The sequence below is a fragment of the Paenibacillus massiliensis 2301065 = DSM 16942 genome (assembly GCF_000377505.1).
GTDB classification, from domain to species: domain Bacteria; phylum Bacillota; class Bacilli; order Paenibacillales; family Paenibacillaceae; genus Paenibacillus; species Paenibacillus massiliensis.
This window is the reverse complement of the sequence record NZ_KB898190.1, coordinates 128,817-145,540: the sequence shown is the minus strand read 5'-3', so window position 1 is coordinate 145,540 and position 16,724 is coordinate 128,817. Positions and strand designations below refer to the sequence as shown.

Sequence of the window (16,724 nt, the reverse complement as noted above, 5' to 3'; positions counted from 1 at the left end):
ATCATTCAACCTGAGATCAGATTTGGTCAAGATACTTATAGTCCAATCGTCTAATACTCAAATTTCTAATAGTCGAATAGTCTAATACCCTATGTAGTCAATGACTCTGCCACTGTGCCAAAGCTGATGATGCAGAGTTATGATGAACAGGGCAAAGGAGTCGATGCTATGAAGCAGCTTGGCATGATTACGATTGGTCAATCTCCTCGAACTGATGTGGCCCCTATTATTGAGAAATATTTGGAGGGCCGTGCGGAGCTTGTGCAATGTGGAGTACTGGACGAGCTCACACTTAATCAGATTGCAGAGCTGGCACCAGAAGCCGGAGAATATGTGCTGACCTCCCGTCTGCGTGATGGCAGCGCCGCGGTTGTATCCCGGGAACGAATCAGACCGATTCTGGAGCAAAAAATTCGGGAGCTGGAGGAGCGCGGCATCCTGAATATATTGCTGCTATGTACGGGATCATTTCCAGGGCTGCGGGTAGACCGTGCCCACCTGATTGAGCCAGACCGCATTATCCCCCCAGCAGTTGAAGCGCTGGCTGATGGTCGTAGGCTAGGACTGATTGGCCCTCTACCGGAGCAAGCAGATCAGCTGGGGCAAAAGTTTACCTCTACGCCTCCACCTCTTTTTGCAGCAGCATCCCCCTATGCTTCAGGAGAAGCGGAGTTCCGCCAGGCAGCACGAGCGCTGAAGGATCAGGCCCATTTGATTTTGCTGGACTGCATGGGGTATGATGAACGACACCGTCAGTGGGTAAGCGAGGCCGCGGAGGGAGTTCCGGTGATGTTGTCGAATGCATTAATGGGCAAGCTCGTCTCCGAGACGGTATGACCTATAGGCATAGAAGGAGGCAATACCAATGAGTCAAGAGCGTATCGAGATTAGCAAGCATGTACTGATTCAGTGTCTGGGGTTACGCCCCGGTGAGAATCTGGCTGTCGTGGCGGATGATGCCAAGCGTGAGCTGGCAGAATCCATCTATGAGGCAGGCAAGGCACTTGGTGCGGAAGCGGTGCTGCTGGTCATGAAGGAAAGAAGCCGATCAGGTGAGGAGCCACCCGCTCCGATCGCTGAAGCCATGGCTCGTGCCGATGTAGCTGTCTGCGTGACACGTCACTCGGTGACACACACGCAAGCACGCAAAGCGGCAGCGGCTGCAGGTACACGAGTCGCGACGATGCCGGGCATGACGGATGACATGTTCATGAACGGAGCCATAACGGCTGAATATACCCAAGTGAAAGCACTGACTGAACAAGTGACAGACTTGCTCTCTCAAGGGCGCGAAGTCCGTATCGAGAAGGATGGACAGGTGCTGTCGTTCTCCATTCAAGATCGTCCAGGTGTTCCAAGCACAGGGATGTATTTGAACCCTGGAGAGTCCGGGAATCTGCCTTCTGGTGAGGCCTACATCGCACCTGTGGAGGGTCAAGCACACGGCAGTATTGTGGTCGACGGCTCGATCGCAGGAATCGGTGCATTATCTGAGCCGATCACGCTGACCGTGGACAATGGTCGTCTGGTTGCAGCGAGCGGAGCAGAAGGAGCGAAGCTGCTGGAGATTCTGGGAGAAGGTGATGGACGCCTGCTCGGTGAATTCGGTATTGGGACGAATGACAAAGCCCGCATTACTGGTGTGGTGCTGGAGGATGAAAAGGTGTACGGCACGATTCATGTAGCTTTTGGCAGTAATAACACTTTTGGAGGGACTATTGCTGCGGGTGTACACATCGACGCAGTGGTGTGCAAACCGGATGTGTATATTGACGGTGTCCTGATCATGCGACAAGGAGAGCTGCTCTCCAAATGACAGTGATCTGCCCGTTGCTGGGCACAAGGAATTAGACAGAGAACAGCACGTGGAAGAGCGGAACGTTAAGATACATACACCATGCAAAGTACACATGCTAAATACAATATCTTAAATACAATATGCTAAATATGTTAAGCAAAGTGTTAAATACAATCTGCTACATAAAGGCATCTTCTATGCGTGGTACGGTACTTAATATGCACAGTACGATACTTTCGAACAGTTCATCTGTAATGTAATAAGACTGTCTCGTAGATAAGGTGCAGGGCTTCATTAATTACAACTTCATTACACATCAGCTAGGAGGCGGACGGATGTTAGGGATGATTCGGGTAATTACGCTAGAGCAGGAGGAAGCGGTTCATAGGCACGGGGCCTTGCTTGAGGCGAAGTACGGACTCCCCGTTATCAGTCGCTGCATTCCAGACCAATCGCTGGGTGTGTACGATGAGGCTACGGAGCAGGAAGCCATTCCGAAGATTATTGCCTTGGCTCGTGAACTAGAGAAATTAGGCTGTACAGCGATCGGGATTAGCTGTGCCGCCGATCCTGGTCTGGCCGAGGTGAGGGCGGCGACCAGCATACCAGTATTCGGAGCAGGCTCCTGCACTGCTCATCTGGCCTTAACCGCTTCAGAGCGCATTGGAGTGCTTACCATTCTGGAGGAGGTACCACCGTTGATTCGCTCCATTCTAGGGGATGCTTTCGTAGGGATGGATCGTCCTGAGGGGGTGGTGACGACGGTGGATTTGAATACACCAGCAGGTAAGACAGCTGCGCTCGAAGCGGCCCGGCGATTGCAGAGAATGGGTGCTGACTGCATCGCATTATCCTGTACGGGCTTTGCAACGATGGGGTTCGCCGCCGAAGCAGAACGAACGCTCGGCATCCGCGTGCTGGATCCGATTCTCTCGCTGGGAGCCGCCGTGGCAGCTTCGCATGTTGGGGGAAAATGATCTTCCTTCTGTAGACGAACAACCTTGTGCAGATGAACAACTAAGCAGAGGCTGCTGCATTTCCCCATAGTAAACGCAATACAAGACTAGCTAGGAGCTGGTTTGTGTGCAAATAGCACCGGTTGGCTAAATGCCTGCTCGGTGCTATTTTGTATGATTGGAGATATTTATAACTCAATGACTATGTGATTCTATGATTCATGGTTCTACGCTTTATGTCTCCATGTCTCCATGTCTCCATGTCTTCATGTCTCCATGTCTTCATGTCTCCATGTCTTCATGTCTCCATGTCTCCATGTCTTCATGTCTCTATGGCTCTATGTCTCTATGTTCTGTGGGCAACAATCCAACCAATGGATTGGCGGATAAGATTTTATTCACTAGACCACTTTACTCCTTCTAAGTGATAACGTAATGAATTTTTTTGTGTATCCATAAATTTCATATAACAACATGAAAATAAAGTCTATTTTCATGAAAACAAGATAATAAAAGAAAAAGTCTCAGGAATTTCCGTTTTGTTTACGAATGGAGTCTGGTACACTATCTGGAACATTAACACATGATGAAATGACAGTAACGACATAATACGTATAAGAAGACATAGCAGATCGGGAAGGATTTATCATCATGAGTGCCACTACCGGGTCATAGGGGGCGATAGACTTGAGAACGACAGGAATTACACTGCAGGAGCTAATGAATATCTCCATACTCAGCAGAGCCAAGGTGATTAGTGGACATCAGGGATTGGACAGGGTCGTCCGTTTCGTGGATATTATGGAAGTTCCAGAGCTGAAGGGCTGGCTGCGAGAAGGTATGCTTATGCTGACGACGGCCTACTCCATCCGACATGATCCTGCGATCTTGGGTGAGCTGATCTATACGCTGAATGAGGCGGGAGCAGCTGCGCTGGCAATCAAGCCCGCTCGTTTTCTCAAGGAAATTCCTATAGAAGCTGTGAATGCCAGCAATGAATGCGGATTGCCTATACTCGAAATTCCGCCGGATATTCCTTATATGGATATTACCCAGCCAATCATGGAGCTAGTGCTCCATCGTCAGGCTGCGCTACTGCGCCGTTCGGAGGAGGTCTATCGCACGTTGACCACGATGGTCCTCGAAAATAGCGGCATTCAGGCTGTTGGTGACAACGTAGCTGATCTGCTGCAGGCTCCTGTTGGCGTTATTGATAATGCAGGAAAGATTATTGTCTCATCTCCACAGAACTATAACTGGAAGACGACGGAGCATGCCCCGTTATCATGGGAGATTAACCTGGATCGGAGGCGGGTCGCACGATTGCTGGTGGACAAGCCAAAGCTGGATGAGATGGAGGAGGTTGGTATCGAGCAAGCACGACTGGTGCTGTCGCTTGAACTGATGCGCAACAAGGTGGCAGAAGACACCGAGCATCGGCTACGTGGCAATTTCATTGACGAACTGCTTACACCTCCTCTGATGTCAAGACACGAGGCTGAAGCTCGCGGCAGCAAGCTGGGGATGAATCCACAGCATCTGTGGGAGGTCGCTGTCATTGAGGGGGAGGATGAGCCGAATCAGGAAAGTCTGACTGCTCTGCTGGAGCTCGAAGCCAGACAACGTGGTGTAACGCCGCATATGGAGTTTCGCTCGAATCGGGCAGTCTTGTTCTTGCCTACACCCGATTACAGACCAGGCATTGATGATACGGAGAAGCCCTGTGCCTGGGCCAAGACGGTAGATGGCTGGCTGCAGGATTCTGCGAATCGGCTAGGGGGCTTCAGAGCCGGGATAGGCAGCCCGGTCCAGCTGTGGAACATGCACCAGAGCTACGGAGAAGCTCGGAATGCATTGAAGGTATCTGTACGCCTGTACGGATCACGCACGACTCGCTTCGAGGAGGTCGAGGTCTACCACCTTCTTGGGGAATCCATTGAGGATACGGGCTTCGCCGCACTGTTCGAGCGCAAGCTGGGCAAGCTATGCCAGTACGATCAGGAGCATGCAGGGGACCTGCTGCGTACATTGTTCTATTACCTGGAGAGTCGGGGGAGCCTGGTGGACACGGCTCAGCGTCTCTATATTCACCGCAATTCTGTAAAATATCGGCTAGAGCGTATTCGTGATATCGTAGGCTTCGATCTCAATCAGCCGAGGGAGCAGTTCGTATGCCATTTATGTCTGGTGTATTACTATTTAAGACAGGATGAGCAGGAAGGCTGAGACTTCATTCATGGGGGGAAGCAGTCCTTACAGGGGGCGATTGAATTGGTAAAATCGAACGCCCATAAGAACTTTATAATGTGACTTAAAATGACACGGAGAGGTACATTAGTGCACAACCGACAAACGGTTGTGCTTTTTTTTAGCTGAAATGGACGTAGTTCAGCCCTCGGATTCTATGTAAAATAAGCACAATTACTAAAGAGCAAGTGCCGCAAACCTGAAGTACAATGTCCGAGCTACAAGATGTTCCAGCGCGATCGGCAGCTTTCTGCTTGTACTGGAACTATGAACGATTGGAATGAATCGAATGCAGAATGCTGAAGAAGAGATGCAATTGGCACACAGCAAGGTGATGACAACAGAGATAAAAAGGGGTTGATCCATTGTTTGCTTTTACAGTCCGCAGGCTGCTGCAGATGATTCCGGCATTAATCGGTATTATCATCATCACGTTCATTCTGTCCAGGGTCCTGCCTGGAGATCCTGCGCTTGTGATGGCGGGAGAACAGGCCACGGATGAGGTCATCGCGAAGATTCGGGCGGACATGGGGCTGGATAAGCCGTTATTCATGCAGTTCTTCGCTTATGTAGGGCAGCTGCTGCAGGGTGACCTGGGCTTCGCCTATCATACCGGTCATACGGTCATGAGCGACTTTGCCACCCGCTTCCCGGCGACGATTGAGCTGACCCTGGCGAGCATGATTATTGCTATCTGTGTAGCCATTCCAGTAGGTATCATTGCTGCTACACAGAAGGAATCGATTATTGACCATATTTCACGGGTGTTCTCGCTGATCGGAGCCTGCGTACCTATTTTCTGGCTTGGTCTGCTCGGTATTTATATTTTTTATTCGATTCTAGGCTGGGCTCCTGCACCCATGGGACGCATCAGCGGTGATCTGAATCCGCCGACGAATATTACAGGCTTGTATGTAGTAGATAGTCTGCTAAGTGGCGATATGGTTGCCTTGAAGAGCAGCCTCGCACATCTCCTGCTTCCCGCGATCTGTCTGAGCACAGGTACGATGGCGATTGTGGCACGAATGACCCGTTCCAGCATGCTGGAGGTGGTAGGACAAGATTACGTTCGCACCGCACGGGCCAAGGGCCTCAGTGAGACGGCAGTTATCGGAAAACACTCTTTGATCAACGCACTGATTCCGACCATGACGGTGCTTGGACTGCAGTTCGGCGGACTCATGGGGGGGGCGGTGATCACGGAGACGATCTTCTCCTGGCCAGGTGTCGGTGGCTATGTGACGGATTCGATCCTCGCAGCCGACTATGCACCGATTCAAGCATTTACGCTGGTCAGTGCCATCTTGTTCAGCTTCATCAACCTGATTGTGGACCTGGTGTATGGATTAATCGATCCACGAATCCGCTATGAATAATTTCTCAGTAACGATGGGTGCTGTGAAAGGAGGAACAACGCTGTGAATACTGCTGCACCGACGAGCTTGGGCACATCACCTGCCAAGGCAGTGACTCCCAAGCCAAGAACGTTCTTTCGACTCCTGCTGCGCAATCGTCTGGCAGCCGTAGGACTGGCCTTTATCATCATGTGGACCGTGATCGCAGCTGTCGCGCCTTGGATTGCACCTTATGATCCTTATGCTACAGACACCTCTGTGAAGCTTACCGCTCCCACAAGCGAGCACTGGTTCGGAACGGACAACTATGGACGGGATATTCTGAGCCGGGTACTATACGGAGCCAGAATTAGTATCTGGACTGGCCTCATTGCAGTCAGTATTTCGTTCCTGATCGGCGTACCGCTAGGTGGCATCGCTGCTTATTATGGCGGACGTACTGGAACAATCATCATGCGTATCATGGATGTGTTGCTAGCCTTTCCTTCCCTGGTGCTGTCGATGGCGATTGCCGCCTCCATGGGGAACGGATTGACTGGAGCCATGATCGCTGTCGGTATCGTGGGCATTCCCGAATTCGCCCGCTTGATGTATGGACAGACCGTGTCCTTACGTGAAAAAGAATATGTCGAGGCCAGCCGGGCCATCGGCGTGAAGGATCGAACGATCTTGTTCCAGCATATTTTGCCGAATGCACTTGCTCCTCTGCTGGTGCAGGCTACGCTGGGAATGGGATTTGCCATTCTGACAGCCTCAAGCCTTAGCTTCCTCGGTCTTGGTGTCAAGCCACCAATCGCTGAGTGGGGCGCAATGATCTCCGAAGGACGGGAATACATCATTTCAGGCCAGTGGTGGCTGGTGACGTTCCCGGGACTCTCCATTGCGACGTCGATTCTGGGCTTCAATCTGCTGGGTGACGGCTTCCGCGATGTACTTGATCCACGGCTACGCTCGGGTAAATAGCCCGGGTGAATAAGCGGACCGAACGTAGCTTCGCTCCAGCCAGTGAATGGGTTCTCCGGTCTGGGAGAAGGATGATTCATACTTGTACAAACAGGTACCGTAAAGCACCTTCATCCATGTGTATCCAAAGTGACCATCTATGTGTATCCATGCACTCTGATGAATTGATGCGATATCGCTGCATGACTTCACAGTGTGATGATCATATGGTGAATCATACTTTACTGACTGCTGTATATTCGATACCTGGCTTCATTGCTGCATGCATTAGCACCAGCATTCATTCATAGTCGTCAACTTCAAGCATCCAGGTACCCAGACATCCAGAAATCAACGCATTCAAGGTATCAAGGCTTGAAGGATTCAAGCAGCAATCGCTCTACCGATCCAACACGGCTTCAACTCGATTCCACTTGATTCAACTCGCTTCTACGTGGTAACGAAGGCTTCATCAGATGACAAGGTTCAATTGGGGAGGAAAACAGACATGAAAAAGCTCAAATGGTTCTCAGCATTGATTGCCCTTACTGTAGTACTCGGCGGCTGTGCCAGCAACGCGAACCAGCAGCCAGCGGCATCCGGCGAAGGAGAAGCAGCGAAGCCTGCACCATCGCTGACGGTAGCCTACTCTGAAGGCGGTACGACGATGGACCCGGCGGAAGCCAATGATTTGACTTCGGATACCCTGGTACTGGCCACTTACGACCAGCTCGTAACGTATGGGGTGAAGACACTGGATGGCTCAGAGGTTGCTAATACAGAAGATATCCAACCAATGCTCGCAGAGAGCTGGGAGGTATCGCCAGACAATACGACCTACACCTTCAAGCTGAAGAGTGGCGTGAACTTCCAAAGTGGCAACCCGGTAAATGCCGATGCGGTCGTCTACTCCTATGATCGGGTGAAGAATTCCAGCTCCGGTAGTTTCCTCTATGGAATGGCTGACATCAAGACCGTAACGAAGAAGGATGATTCCACTGTGGAGATCGTGCTGAACAAGCCGAACCACATGTTCACACAGATTATCGCGATGTATACCTTCTCGATCGTGGACCAGAAGCTCGTCGAGGAGAAGGGTGAGGATTACCTCAAGACCAATGCCGCTGGCTCCGGTCCGTTCACGCTGGAGAAGTGGGACCCGGCAACTGAAGCGGTGTTCCAGGCTAATGCAGACTACTGGCAAGGTGCTCCTAAGCTTGGCAAAGTTACACTGAAGTTCACCAAGGAAGCCTCTAACCGTGTATTGCTGCTGAACAAGGGCGATGTGGATATGGCGATTGAGATTCCGCCGAAGGACGTGGCGGCGCTGAGTGAAAATAGCGCTTTGACCGTTAAATCCAATGCCAGTAACCGTATTTTGTTCTTCGGTATGAACAACAATGTGAAGCCGTTTGACAATGTGAAGGTGCGTCAGGCTATCAATTATGCGATTCCTTACGATCAATTGATCAATGACGTTATGTATGGACAAGCAAAAGTGATGAAGAGCTCGGTAGCCAGCAATACACCAGGCTCTACGGATGCAGGCTACGTCTATGAATATAACCTCGATAAAGCGAAGCAGCTGCTGACAGAAGCGGGCTATCCAGACGGATTCAGCTTCGACTTTACACTGGGATCAGGCTTTGATGACTGGGAATATGATGCGGTACTGATTCAGGCAGAGCTGGCTAAGATTGGTGTGAAGATGAACATTAACAAGGTCGCTCGTGCTCAATTCCTGGAGCAACAAAAGGAAGGTAATCTGGTATCCTACATCTCCAAATGGACATCCTTCGTGAATGATCCTGGCTACCATCTGGGCTTCCTGCTGTACGGCAAAGGCTCCTCCAACTACATTCATTACAACAATGAGGAAGTCAACAAGCTATGGGAAGAAGCGGGCGCAGAGACAGATGCGGACAAGCGTAACGAGCTGTATAAGAAAGCACAGGAAATCATTACAACAGAAGCACCTTGGGCTTACCTGTATGAATACAATCGCGTTGTGGGTATGAGTAACAAAGTCAGCGGATACGTGTACTATCCAGATGAGGTATTGCGTTTCTACCCGCTTAACAAAGGCGAATAACAGCACAGGCAGCAAGAAGCAGGAGGGAGACAGGTGCATACCTGTCTTCCGACCTTTTTTCAGGACGATATGGTTAACTGTATGAATATTTGAATAGACGATGCGGAGAGGAGTCTGATCATGATGGACTGGAAGAAGAAAGTGCTGGAGGCAATCGAGGAGCAACAGGATGATCTATTGGAGCTGTGCTCGAAGCTGATTCAGTATCCGACGGAGAACCCGCCTGGAGACTCACGGGAGATCAGCGCCTTCATTATTGATTATTTGCAGCAGGCGGGGATATCTACGCAGGTTCACGCGGCTACGGATACGATGCTGAATCTGGTCTCAACGCTGGAGGGGGCAGGCCAGGACAAGTCCGATCGTCATCTGATTTTCTGCGGTCATACGGATGTAGTTCCGGCAGGGGACCTGTCGCGCTGGGATTTCGATCCATTCTGTGGCGAGATTCGGGACGGATACATGCTGGGGCGTGGCGCCTCCGACATGAAGGGTGGCTTGGCCGGGCTGCTGTTTGCCACGGCGATTCTGGCCAAGCTGGGCGTGCCACTACGTGGTGATCTGTCACTGATGATCGTGCCGGACGAAGAGACTGGTGGCGATCTGGGTGTGCCTTGGGTGCTGGAGCGTGGCCTGGCAACAGGTACTGCGGCCGTCATCGCTGAGCCTTCCAGTCCGCAGCATCCGACGATCGGACAGAAGGGGAGCTGCTGGTTCGAGTTCACCGTGGAGGGTACGCCTGGACACGGAAGTCTGTCTCCCGTCGTAGGTGACAATGCCATCGTCAAAGCAGCGAAGGGAATTGAGTCCCTGCAGCGGCTGTGGGACATTAAGCCCAATATTCCAGAAGAGGTGCAGGAGATCATCCGTATCTCTCAGCAATATGCGATTGAGCGTGAACAGGCTGGACTAGCCTATCAGGTCTTCGATCATGTCACCGTGAATATCGGGACAATTACAGGTGGAACCAAGGTCAATGTGGTTGCGGATCGTTGTACGGTACAGGTAGATTCCCGTGTGCCATTCGGCGTGGACTACAGGGATGTGCTGGATCGGGCGCGCTCTCTGCTGCTTGAGGCCGGAATTGAATCCGAGCTGAAGCCGTTTGGCTTCCAAGGTAACGCGAACTGGACACCACCGCATGAGCCAATCATTAGTAATCTGGTCGATAGCATTATCGAGGTCAGTGGCGAGGAAGCCTATGGTGTGCTGCAATGGGCCTCCAGTGATGCCCGTCATTTCCGCAATCACAATATTCCAGTACTACAATATGGACCAGCCGAGCTGTCCACGATTCATAATTTTAACGAAAAGGCGCCTGTATGGCAGATTATTCAATGTGCTAAGGTCTATGCGCTGAGCGCTCTGAAATATCTCGGTGTGGACGGTATGGAGGATACGCAGAAGGATGCCCCAGCTAATGGTGCTACCGCACAGGGAGTCACAGCTTCTTCGTAAATGATGCAGTAGATACTCGTTCTGGGAGGAGGAACAACATGACTGAATTGCTCGAAGTCACGGATTTGCGAACAGAATTCATTACAGACAGCGGCGTCATTCGGGCCGTGGACGGCGTGAGCCTGTCTGTGCGACAAGGCGAGGCGCTGGGGATTGTGGGCGAGTCGGGCTGCGGGAAGAGTATCACCTCGCTGTCGATTATGCAGCTCCTGCCCAAGCGGATCGGACGTGTCGCCTCCGGTGAAGTGCGATTCAAAGGCAAGGATATGCTCAAGCTGTCCAGACGAGAAATCCGGCAGGTGCGTGGGAATCACATGGCGATGATTTTTCAGGAGCCTATGACCTCATTAAATCCGGTGTTCAAGATTGGGAAACAAATATCAGAGTCGGCGCGCTATCATCTGAAGCTAGGCAAAAAAGAAGCCTGGGAGCGCTCAGTGGATATGCTGCGCAAGGTTGGCATTCCGCGGCCCGAGCGTATTGCGGAGCAGTATCCTCACCAGCTATCAGGAGGAATGCGCCAGCGGGTCATGATTGCGATGGCGATGGTGTGCAGCCCACAGCTACTCATCGCGGATGAGCCGACCACGGCGCTGGATGTGACGATACAGGCGCAAATTCTGGATCTGATGCGGGAGCTGCAGCGTACGGAGAATATGGCGATCATGATGATCACCCATGACCTGGGCGTTGTCGCCGAGATGTGTGATCGGGTCATGGTCATGTATGCAGGGCAAGTCGTGGAGGAGACGGATGTGAAGACACTTTTCTCGAATCCCAAGCATCCATATACGCGGGGATTGATGGCTTCGCTGCCCCAGCTGGCCGGGGACCAGAAACGACTGTCCTCTATTCCGGGGCAGGTGCCCAATCCGGCACATATGCCTGCAGGCTGTCGCTTTGCTCCACGCTGTCCAGTCAAGCAGGAGCAATGTGAGCTGATGCAGCCCGAGCTGCTGGAGATCGAGCCGGGACACCGCTGTCGCTGTCTGCTGGAGCAGAAAGGAGGAGCCTGATGAGTGCCATATTGGAAGTTCGCAATCTGAAGAAGCATTATCCGATTCGGAAAGGCCTGCTAGCCAAGCAAGTAGGAGCAGTCAAGGCTGTGGATGGAGTCACTCTAACGGTAGAGACGGGCGAGACTTTGGCTGTAGTTGGCGAGTCCGGCTGTGGTAAATCTACCACAGGACGTGCAATCCTGCGGCTCATTGAACCGACAGACGGTGAAGTGTTCTTCGAAGGCCAGGATGTGCGCGCCCTGTCTCCTGAGCAGCTGCGTCGTTTTCGTACCGATATGCAAATGGTATTTCAGGACCCCTATGCGTCACTTGATCCGCGTTGGACGGTACAGCGTACCCTGGAAGAGCCATTGCTGACCCATCACAGCTTGGGCCGTAATGAGGTCAAGAGCCGTGTAGAGGAGCTCATGGAGGTCGTCGGCCTGTCTCCTTATCAGGCGCATCGGTTCCCGCATGAATTCTCTGGAGGTCAGAGACAGCGGATCGGTATCGCCCGTGCATTGGCACTCAACCCGAAGTTCATCGTCTGTGATGAGCCTGTCTCAGCACTCGATGTGTCCATTCAGGCGCAAGTACTAAATCTGATGCAGGATTTGCAGGAGCAATTCGGGCTGACGTATATGTTCATCTCGCATGACCTGTCTGTCGTTAAATTCATCAGTGATCGGGTAGCTGTCATGTATCTGGGTAAAGTGGTGGAGCTGGCTCCGACGGCCGAGCTGTTCAAGGAGGCGCTGCATCCGTATACGCAGGCGCTGATGTCAGCCGTTCCGGTGCCGAACCCCGAGATCACCCGGCAGCGGATCGTATTGAGCGGAGATGTACCGAACCCGGAGAATCCTCCGTCTGGCTGTACCTTCCATACTCGTTGTCCGTATGTTAAGGATACCTGCCGCTCCGTCGTACCGGAGCTGCGTGAAATATCCCAGGGGCGTCAGGTTGCTTGTCATCTGTATTAAGTACAGTTGATCTACTCTAGTACCTTGACTAGATCAACTGTAAGTAGAGAGCAGCTAGCAAGCAGGGAGCTCTGTCGACCGCTGTTAAGCCTGCTCCTGTCTAAATTGAAGTCACCTGAATGCATGAGACGAAGCTCATGGCCAGGTGGCTTCTTGTCGTATCCGGGGTGAAGGAAGCTTGACCGTCACTGTACTTGGCTACATACTGAGCATACATGGAGGCCATACAAGCAGGAACTACATGTATGGCCTCACCTATATTCATACGTGCACCTAACGTCTACACGACGCCTATGGCATATGAATTTAGCCGCATGAGTCATAGACGAACAGTAGGGAAAGGAGAGAAGAACATGTCCAGAGTTAGCTTTTATCGGGATGCTGAGACTCCGTTTCTGGAGGCCAAGCATTGCCTTGCCGATGATCTGGCTTACCATAAGCATTTTCACGAGGAATATTCAATAGGTCTGATCCATCAGGGACGTACTCGCGCGTGGTGTGATGGTCAATTGCTACATGTGGACGCCGGGAGAGTCATTAGCTTCCCGCCGCAGATGCTGCATGCCTGTCAGCCAGAGCCGGAGCTGGGCTGGCAATACAGTATGCTCTTCATTCAACCAGAGTGGCTAAAGCAGCTGGAGCCGCGGGAGCTGGAGCGTGTGCATATCCCGTATTTGCTCGCAGATGCCAAAAATCAAAAGTGTGCTGTCCTGATCGAGCATGTGATGACTGCGCTGCGGGAGCACAGGGGACCACTGGAGACGGAGACAGCCCTCATTGACCTATTACAAGTCATTACAGGTGCGGAGCCGGATGATCTGCGCCACGCGCATCACAGCAAGGGAGATCATCAATACATTCCACGGATTCATGAGTATCTGAACGAGCATTTTATGAAGCGAATTACCTTGGAGGAGCTAGAGCAGCAGGTGGGCATCAGCAGGTTCCATCTCATTCGTCTGTTCAAGCAGTGGAGCCACTTGCCCCCTCATGCTTATCAGAACGTGTTGCGCATCAATTTTGCCAAAGTCGAGCTGGCTCGTGCACGTCGATCACTATCGGATATAGCGATTGAGGCAGGCTTTTATGACCAGAGTCACTTTACACGGATGTTCACCAGAATCGTCGGAGTCACGCCGCGCCAGTACAGTCTATCCGTATAGGTACTTATCGAAATAGAAGCTTCTCTATCTAGATTCAAATTATCATCGACTATATTGAAAATATCATCAATGCAATTCGTCTTCTGCTGTCGACAAGATGCTTCTTACCTCGTAAAAATTCATATCGAGCAATATTCTGGAGTCATATCATTGAAGCAATATTTTGGCGCCATATATCGGAGCAATTTTGTACAATATTTTGGTCACCCTCTCCTGTACAGTAAGGATACTCAGAAGGCTTTTCGCGCAGAGTCTCCACTTTTTTGCCAATGCAGTGCCGCATTCTTGCAGCCCCTTAATGAAGCGTTACAGTCACTTGAGATTATTGGCATTTGTAGCAGTGGCTCAGTCTCGAAAAGCTGTCTTACGAAAAGGAGCTGGAAGAATGAATCAACTACAACTTACAGAGCTAGATAAGCAGCTAGCAGAAGCACTCAAATCTATTGCCCGTCGTCAGGATATCAAGACTTATCTGGAGCAAAATGAACAGATGAATCGGCTGGTGCGTCGAGCGGCGGCGCAATATGTCACGGGCGAGCAGCGTCATGAGGCCATGATTGCAGCAACTAGACTAGAGCAGCTTGGCTACGCCGTATCGCTTGAGTATATTGGAGAAAATACGACAAGCGAGAAGGAATGCGAGCTAGCTGCGCAGGAGCTGTCTCATCTCATAGCTGAACTGGGGGCGTCCAGGCGTTCAGGCCGTGTTTCCTTTGACCTGTCGCATATCGGACTGCTGCTGGATACAGAGCTGGCGCTAGCATATTTGCTGCAGTTGGCAACTCAGGCCAAGCCGCTGGGTATTGAGCTATTCATCAGCATGGAGGAATCCGCCAAGACAGACCGGATCTTACAGGTATATGAGCAGGCTGTGGCCCTACACTTGAATATTGGCATCACGCTACAGGCTCATCTACATCGTACCTGGGAGGATGTCACGGCGAAGCTTCCAGCTCAAGCCAGAGTACGTATTGTCAAGGGGGCTTATCAGGAGGATGAAGAACTCTGTCTTCCACGGTCACAAGCTTTGAATGAGCGTTACCTGGAGCTGTTGACCCACGTTGTGACTCAAGGCCATCAGGTATCCATTGCAACTCATGATGAAGCATTAATAGAAGTAATCCTGCAGAAGGGCTTGTTGGACAGACCGGGGGTGGAGTTCGAGATGCTGTACGGCATTCAACCGGAGCTCAGTGCTCGCCTCCAAGCCGCTGGACATCCTGTTCGTATCTATCTGACCTATGGACAGGAGTGGTATCTATATTTGTGCCATCGCATTGCCGAGTACCCGCCCAATCTGTACCGCGCCGTCATTCACATGATTCAGGAGGAACCGATAGACGTTATAGCATCTTATGGTGAATGGCCTACCCGATAAAAAAGCAGACAATGCAAAATACCAAACAAGTACAACAAGTATATCAAGTACAACAAGCACCATAAGCAAATTGGAAAAAGTAAATTAAATAAATAAATCAAAACAAGCACAACGAGAAAAGCTTACTAAGAAAAGCTCACGGATAAAAACTCACGAAGAAAAGCCGTCCCGGAAAAAAAACTCACGAAGAAAAGCCAAATAAAAGCAGCTCCGAGCTATGCAGATGGATCAACCGTTACTATGGGGTAACGGTTTCTTTTTGTTGTGATACCGTTTACAATTCCATATATAATATGGAACATAACTATTGATCTAGGACGTGGATGATGTGAAAAAAACACTTCTGATCTATGTGGTGCTGATTGGCCTGTTTGCGCTCTATGTGTTCCGATACGAATATGCGAGCCGGACACAGGGAACCTGGGAGGAGCATGCGCTGCAGGGAACATTGACGGAAAGCTATGTCATGATAACGTTCCAGTCTGGGCTGGAGTATTGGAAGGGAGCGCTAAAAGGGTTTGAGGATGCAGCCGATGCGCTCGGGGTGACGGCTGAATATCGCGGAGCCACTCGTTATGACGTGCAGGAGCAGACTACGGTGATTGAGCAAGTCATAGCGCGCAAGCCGGCTGGGATCGCCATCTCGGCTATTGATCCGACCTCTGTCGTTCCGGCGATCAACAAAGCTATTGATGCTGGAATTCCTGTCGTACTGTTCGATGCCGGGGCACCGGGCAGCCGGGCGTATTCTTTTCTGGGAACAGACAATTATCAAGCCGGTATCACCGCAGCAGACCAGATGGCTGAATGGCTGGATGGTACAGGAGAGGTGGCCGTCTTGACACTCCCTGGTCAACAAAATCATATGGAGCGGACTCGCGGGTTCATGCAGCAGATCCAAACGCAATATCCTGCTATACAGGTCGTCGAGGTTGCGGATGGGGAAGGTGATGCGAAGGTATCGAACAGCGAGGCTCTTCGATTGATGACGGAGCATCCCCGACTGACGGGCATCTTTGTGACAGAAGCGACTGGGGCAGCGGGGGTAGGGGAGGCAGTTCGGAACGCTGCTGCTGACAGATCGCTGACGGTTATTGCATTTGATACAAACAAAGCGACGCTGGACATGATCAAGGATGGGACGATCTCGGCGACAGTAGCCCAAGGAACCTGGAATATGGGGTACTGGTCCCTTCAATATTTGTTCCATTTGCAGCACGGCCTGACCGTTCCGGCACCTTCTCCGACAGCTCCCACGGCTCCACTGCCTGTAACGGTAGACACAGGGATATCACTCGTGACCCGCCAGAATGTGGATGACTTTTATGCAAAATAAACATCAACGTCAGCAGCTACA

Annotated in this window: 14 protein-coding genes; 13 read left to right on the top strand and 1 reads right to left on the bottom strand. The window is 51.3% G+C overall.

The window, feature by feature from the left end:
• The first annotated feature begins 168 nt into the window (after positions 1–168).
• From D328_RS0113315 to D328_RS0113270, 10 genes are all read left to right on the top strand, one after another.
• The gene (locus D328_RS0113315) at positions 169–837 is read left to right on the top strand and encodes an AroM family protein (protein ID WP_018885517.1); all 669 of its coding nucleotides are present in this window, start codon (positions 169–171) and stop codon (positions 835–837) included.
• Between the two features lie 28 nt (positions 838–865).
• A complete protein-coding gene (locus D328_RS0113310; RefSeq protein WP_018885516.1) occupies positions 866–1,816 on the top strand; it encodes an aminopeptidase in 951 nt (316 codons plus the stop codon).
• A gap of 317 nt (positions 1,817–2,133) precedes the next feature.
• Complete coding sequence (locus D328_RS0113305; RefSeq protein ID WP_018885515.1) at positions 2,134–2,775, top strand: aspartate/glutamate racemase family protein; 642 nt, start codon at positions 2,134–2,136, stop codon at positions 2,773–2,775.
• Between the two features lie 666 nt (positions 2,776–3,441).
• Positions 3,442–4,980 carry a PucR family transcriptional regulator gene (locus tag D328_RS0113300; RefSeq protein WP_018885514.1) on the top strand — a complete coding sequence of 513 codons (1,539 nt, stop codon included), beginning with the start codon at positions 3,442–3,444 and terminating at the stop codon, positions 4,978–4,980.
• 386 nt (positions 4,981–5,366) lie between these two features.
• Positions 5,367–6,377: an ABC transporter permease gene (locus tag D328_RS0113295; RefSeq protein WP_018885513.1), complete on the top strand. Its 1,011-nt coding sequence runs from the start codon at positions 5,367–5,369 to the stop codon at positions 6,375–6,377.
• A 42-nt stretch (positions 6,378–6,419) separates the two neighbouring features.
• On the top strand, positions 6,420–7,319 hold the full coding sequence (locus D328_RS0113290) for an ABC transporter permease (RefSeq protein ID WP_018885512.1): 900 nt from the start codon (positions 6,420–6,422) through the stop codon (positions 7,317–7,319).
• A gap of 487 nt (positions 7,320–7,806) precedes the next feature.
• Positions 7,807–9,390 carry an ABC transporter substrate-binding protein gene (locus D328_RS0113285; RefSeq protein WP_018885511.1) on the top strand — a complete coding sequence of 528 codons (1,584 nt, stop codon included), beginning with the start codon at positions 7,807–7,809 and terminating at the stop codon, positions 9,388–9,390.
• A gap of 120 nt (positions 9,391–9,510) precedes the next feature.
• Positions 9,511–10,848 (top strand): M20 family metallopeptidase, encoded by a 1,338-nt coding sequence (locus D328_RS0113280; RefSeq protein ID WP_018885510.1) that lies wholly within the window; start codon positions 9,511–9,513, stop codon positions 10,846–10,848.
• 38 nt (positions 10,849–10,886) lie between these two features.
• Positions 10,887–11,864 (top strand): ABC transporter ATP-binding protein, encoded by a 978-nt coding sequence (locus D328_RS0113275; protein WP_018885509.1) that lies wholly within the window; start codon positions 10,887–10,889, stop codon positions 11,862–11,864.
• The gene (locus tag D328_RS0113270) at positions 11,864–12,826 is read left to right on the top strand and encodes an ABC transporter ATP-binding protein (RefSeq protein ID WP_018885508.1); all 963 of its coding nucleotides are present in this window, start codon (positions 11,864–11,866) and stop codon (positions 12,824–12,826) included. Before D328_RS0113275 ends, D328_RS0113270 begins: the two co-directional genes overlap by 1 nt.
• A gap of 100 nt (positions 12,827–12,926) precedes the next feature.
• Here D328_RS0113270 and D328_RS31025 read toward each other — a convergent pair whose 3' ends face one another.
• Entirely contained in the window at positions 12,927–13,091 is a 165-nt protein-coding gene (locus tag D328_RS31025) for a hypothetical protein (protein ID WP_154659052.1), read from the bottom strand.
• Positions 13,092–13,179: 88 nt separating this feature from the next.
• Here D328_RS31025 and D328_RS0113265 point away from each other — a divergent pair, with 88 nt between their 5' ends.
• From D328_RS0113265 to D328_RS0113255, 3 genes are all read left to right on the top strand, one after another.
• Positions 13,180–13,989: a helix-turn-helix transcriptional regulator gene (locus D328_RS0113265; protein ID WP_018885507.1), complete on the top strand. Its 810-nt coding sequence runs from the start codon at positions 13,180–13,182 to the stop codon at positions 13,987–13,989.
• Positions 13,990–14,374: 385 nt separating this feature from the next.
• A complete protein-coding gene (locus D328_RS0113260; protein WP_018885506.1) occupies positions 14,375–15,367 on the top strand; it encodes a proline dehydrogenase family protein in 993 nt (330 codons plus the stop codon).
• A 328-nt stretch (positions 15,368–15,695) separates the two neighbouring features.
• Positions 15,696–16,703, top strand: a complete 1,008-nt coding sequence (locus tag D328_RS0113255) for a substrate-binding domain-containing protein (protein WP_018885505.1) — start codon at positions 15,696–15,698, stop codon at positions 16,701–16,703.
• Positions 16,704–16,724 lie beyond the last annotated feature (21 nt).